Origin of the sequence: Paenibacillus popilliae ATCC 14706, from assembly GCF_000315235.1 — a bacterium.
GTDB lineage: Bacteria > Bacillota > Bacilli > Paenibacillales > Paenibacillaceae > Paenibacillus_B > Paenibacillus_B popilliae.
The window spans coordinates 1-317 of sequence record NZ_BALG01000290.1 but is presented as its reverse complement, the minus strand read 5'-3'; the positions used below and the strand labels follow the sequence as shown (position 1 = coordinate 317).

1 pseudogene is annotated in these 317 nt (G+C 47.0%); it reads left to right on the top strand.

Annotation, left to right across the window (positions count from 1 at the left end):
- Positions 1–317: pseudogene (locus PPOP_RS16395) on the top strand (transposase); the annotation flags it as partial.

Here is a 317-nt window from a genome sequence, read left to right as displayed (position 1 = left end):
AGCTTGGAACGGCTCAATGCCGATCCAAGGAACGACATCGCGTAGTCATTTTTCATGATTTTGAGGGGCGGGAGATTCGTCTCGTTACCGATTTTAATGCATGTTACCGCCGAACAGTTGGCTCAGATCTATAAAGCACGCTGGCAGATAGAAGTCTTTTTCCGCTGGATCAAGCAACATTTGAACGTTCCTACGTTGTTCGGTACGACTGAAAATGCCGTATATGGTCAGCTATTTGGAGCCTTGATTACCTATGTTCTTCTCAAATGGCTGTATGATGTTACGAGCACCGGCATGCCTCGGCATGCCGTTCTTTC